The following is a 3,786-nucleotide window of genomic DNA, read 5'->3' on the forward strand; positions in this document are numbered from 1 at the left end:
TCGGCCAGGGCGGCCTCGGCACGGGCCCGGCGCTCTCCGGCAGCACGGGCGCGCGCGAGCCCTCCACCGGCGGCATCATCCAGGCCGATCCGAGCACCAACTCGCTCATCATCTCCGCCCCCGAGCCCCTGTTCCGCCAGATCCGCGCGGTCATCGACCAGCTCGATGGCCGCCGCGCGCAGGTGCTGGTCGAGAGCCTGATCGTGGAGGTGCGCGCCAGCAAGGTGGCGGAATTCGGCATCCAGTGGCAGGGCATCGTGGGCAATTACGGCAGCACTCTGGGGGTGCTGGGCACCAACTCGGGCATCACCGGGCGCAACATCCTGGACCTGGCGCTGGCGGCGGCCGGCGCCGCCAACGGCAACCTGACGGGCCTGGGCGGCGCCAAGCCCGCGCCGGGCATGAACGTCGCCATCGCGCCGCGCATGAACGGCAAGTACTACCTTGGCGCGCTGGCCAACTTCCTGGAAAACACGGGCGATGCCAACGTGCTGTCCACGCCGAACCTGATGACGCTGGACAACGAAGAGGCGCAGATCGTGATTGGCAACAACGTGCCCTTCGTGACCGGCTCCTACGCCAACACCGGCGGCATGGGCGGCGCCGTCAACCCCTTCACCACGGTGGAGCGCAAGGACGTGGGCCTGATGCTGCGCGTGCGCCCGACCATCAACGAGAACGGCACCGTCAAGCTGAGCCTGTACCAGGAAGTCTCGAAGATCGCCGCCGATACCCTGGGCAATCCGAATGGCCCCACCACCAGCAAGCGCTCCATCGAATCCACGGTGCTGGTGGACGACGGCAGCGTGGTCGTGCTCGGCGGCCTGCTGGAGGACAGCTACGCGCTGGGCCAGGACAAGGTGCCGGTGGTGGGCGACCTGCCGGTGGTGGGCGGGCTGTTCCGGAACGAGAAGCGCACCCGCGAGAAGACCAACCTGATGGTTTTCCTGCGCCCGGTCGTGATCCGCGACAATGCCACCAGCGACGCGCTGGTGGTGGACCGCTACGAGGCGATCCGCGCGCTGCAGCAAGGCAGCCAGCCGGCCGACAACGCCCTGCTGCGCGCCGTGCCGGACGCCCCGGTGCTGCCGGCGCTGCCGGTGGCGGCGCCCGAGGCGCAAGTGCCGCAACCCCCGCCGGCGCTGCGCCCGGCCCCGGCCATGCTGCGCAGCCGCCCGGCACCGGTCGCGCCGCCCGACCCGGCCTACCTGCCGCAGTAGGCGCCCGCCATGCGCCACCCGCTGCCCTACGCCTTCGCACGCACCCACCAGCTGCTGCTGGAGGACGACGGCCACCAGCTCGTGCTCTGGCACGGGCCGCAGCCGCCCGCGCCCGCGCTGTCGGAAGTGCTGCGCAAGCACCCGGTGCAGCAGCTCATGGAACTGGAGGCGGCGGCGCTGGCGCAGCGCATCAGCCAAGCCTATTCACAGAGCGAGTCCAGCGCCGCGCTGGTGGTCAGCGAGGTCGAGGAAGGCGCCGATCTGTCGCGCATGATGCAGGAGCTGCCGGCGGTGGAAGACCTGCTGGAGTCCGCCGGCGACGCGCCCATCATCCGCATGCTCAACGCGCTGCTGACCCAGGCGGCGCGCGATGGCGCGAGCGACATCCACATCGAGCCCTACGAGCGCCATTCGAGCGTGCGCTTTCGGGTGGACGGCCAGCTGCGCGAGGTGGTGCAGCCCAACCGCGCGCTGCACGCGGCGCTGATCTCGCGCCTGAAGATCATGGCCGACCTGGACATCTCGGAAAAACGCCTGCCGCAGGACGGTCGCATCAGCCTGCGTCTGGGCACGCGCGCCATCGACGTGCGGGTCTCGACCCTGCCCAGCGCGCACGGCGAGCGCGCCGTGCTGCGCCTGCTCGACAAGAGCGAGAGCCGGCTGTCGCTGCCGGCCATCGGCATGCAGGGGCCGGTGCTGGCGCGCTTCACGCGGCTGATCGCCCAGCCCCACGGCATCGTGCTGGTCACCGGTCCGACCGGCTCGGGCAAGACCACGACGCTGTACGCCGCGCTGTCGCTGCTGGACGCCGGGCGCAGCAACATCATGACGGTGGAAGACCCGATCGAGTACGAACTCCCGGGCGTCGGCCAGACGCAGGTGAACACGCGCATCGGGCTGGACTTCGCGCGGGCGCTGCGCGCCATCCTGCGCCAGGACCCGGACGTGGTCATGGTCGGCGAGATCCGCGACCGGGAAACCGCCCAGATCGCCATCCAGGCCTCGCTCACCGGCCATCTGGTGCTCGCCACCCTGCACACCAACGACGCCGCCAGCGCCGTCACGCGCCTGGTGGACATGGGGGTCGAGCCCTTCCTGCTGTCGTCCTCGCTGCTGGGCGTGCTGGCACAGCGGCTGGTGCGCAAGTGGTGCCTGCAGTGCGGCGGCAGCGGCTGCGCGCACTGCGGGGATTCGGGTTATGCCGGGCGCACCGGGGTGTTCGAGCTGCTGACGGTGGACGAGGCGATCCGCGCCCAGATCCACTCGGGCGCGCCAGAGGCCGAGATCCGCGCCCAGGCGCTGGCCGGCGGCATGGTGCTGATGCGCACGGACGCCGAGCGGCTGATCGAGGCCGGCGTCACCAGCCGCGAGGAAGTGCTGCGCGTGACGCGCGACTGAAGTCGCGGCGCCGGAGCCGATCAGGCGCGCTGCGGCGCGCGGCGCTTGCGGCGCAGCCCGCGCTGCAGCTCCCTGAGCAGCAGCACCACCTGGCGCGAGGCGTGCTGGCAGCTCTTGAAGGCCTGCGCCGCCTGGGCCATCTCACCGGCGTCTGCGTGGTTGAGCAGCGCCGCCGCTTGCTGGTGGAAGAAGCGGTGGCGGCGCATCAGCATCTCGAAGGCCGGGAAATGGCCCAGCGCCTGTCGGCCGCTGCCGTGCAGCCACTAGCCCAGCTCCGAGCAGCGGTCATCCGCCACCACTTCCGCGCGCAGGCGCTCGCCGTCGCGCTGGCCCTGCAGCACCGCGCCCAGCCACGGCAGCCAGCGCTCGTGCCCGACGATCGCGGCGTCGATGTCGAACTGCTCCAGCAGCCGGCCCGCCTCCTCGTCGAAGAGCACCAGCTCGCTGGCGTCGTCCTGGGGCAGGGAAGTCCAGTCCGAAGTGGCCTGCAGCCCGTCGCGCCGCGGCTGGAACAATCTGCTGAAGAACCCCATGGAAACCCCCTGCCCGGATCGCGTCTGCCGCCCCCTCGGCGGCGCCGCGCGGTGCGGCGCTCGGGGCCCGTGCGGCTGTGCTGTCCTGCCATTATCCCGCCCGGCGGGCGGCGTGGGCCCGCCCCCGATTGTCAACAAGGCTTTCCCCCAGGGGGTGCACGGGGAGCCGGCCGGTGGACACAATGGCGGCCATGACCTCCACCCGCCCCCCTTTGCTCTCTTTTCTGGACTTGGTGGCCGTGCGCGAAGGCGGCACCGTCGCCCAGGCGCTGGAGCTGGCCGTGCGCACGGCGCGCCACGCCGAGTCGCTGGGCTTTACCCGCTACTGGCTGGCCGAGCACCACAACATGCCAGGCATCGCCAGCTCCGCCACCGCCGTACTGGTCGGCCACATCGCCGGCGCCACGCACCGCATCCGCGTCGGCTCGGGCGGCATCATGCTGCCCAACCACGCGCCGCTGGTGGTGGCCGAGGCCTTTGGCACCCTGGAGACGCTGTACCCCGGGCGCATCGACCTGGGGCTGGGGCGCGCGCCGGGCACCGATCCGGCGACCATGCGGGCGCTGCGCCGCGACCGGGTCGAGACCGAGGCCGACTTCCCGCGCGACGTGGTCGAGCTGCAGCGGCTGGGGGGG

5 protein-coding genes are annotated in these 3,786 nt (G+C 71.9%); 3 read left to right on the top strand and 2 right to left on the bottom strand.

Annotation, left to right across the window (positions count from 1 at the left end; genetic code table 11):
* The coding region (locus A612_RS05390; RefSeq protein WP_019373515.1) for a type II secretion system protein GspD at positions 1-1,220 on the top strand (1,220 nt) is incomplete at its 5' end.
* A 9-nt stretch (positions 1,221-1,229) separates the two neighbouring features.
* Positions 1,230-2,618, top strand: coding sequence for a type II secretion system ATPase GspE (gspE, locus tag A612_RS05395; protein WP_019373516.1), 1,389 nt, complete (start codon positions 1,230-1,232; stop codon positions 2,616-2,618).
* 20 nt (positions 2,619-2,638) lie between these two features.
* On the opposite strand, the gene A612_RS17820 is transcribed toward gspE, so the two are convergent.
* Positions 2,639-2,830 carry a hypothetical protein gene (locus A612_RS17820; protein ID WP_019373517.1) on the bottom strand — a complete coding sequence of 64 codons (192 nt, stop codon included), beginning with the start codon at positions 2,828-2,830 and terminating at the stop codon, positions 2,639-2,641.
* A 51-nt stretch (positions 2,831-2,881) separates the two neighbouring features.
* Entirely contained in the window at positions 2,882-3,151 is a 270-nt protein-coding gene (locus A612_RS17825) for a hypothetical protein (protein WP_241209519.1), read from the bottom strand.
* 191 nt (positions 3,152-3,342) lie between these two features.
* Between A612_RS17825 and A612_RS05405 the strand changes: the two genes are divergently transcribed.
* The coding region (locus tag A612_RS05405) for an MsnO8 family LLM class oxidoreductase (protein ID WP_040436160.1) at positions 3,343-3,786 on the top strand (444 nt) is incomplete at its 3' end.

Origin of the sequence: Melaminivora alkalimesophila (assembly GCF_000282995.1) — a bacterium.
GTDB lineage: Bacteria > Pseudomonadota > Gammaproteobacteria > Burkholderiales > Burkholderiaceae_C > Melaminivora > Melaminivora alkalimesophila.

Coding starts and splice junctions, on each gene's coding strand:
- gspE (WP_019373516.1), top strand. CDS start 1,230: ATGCGCCACCCGCTGCCCTACGCCTTCGCACGCACCCACCAGCTGCTG.
- A612_RS17820 (WP_019373517.1), bottom strand. CDS start 2,830: ATGCTGATGCGCCGCCACCGCTTCTTCCACCAGCAAGCGGCGGCGCTG.
- A612_RS17825 (WP_241209519.1), bottom strand. CDS start 3,151: ATGGGGTTCTTCAGCAGATTGTTCCAGCCGCGGCGCGACGGGCTGCAG.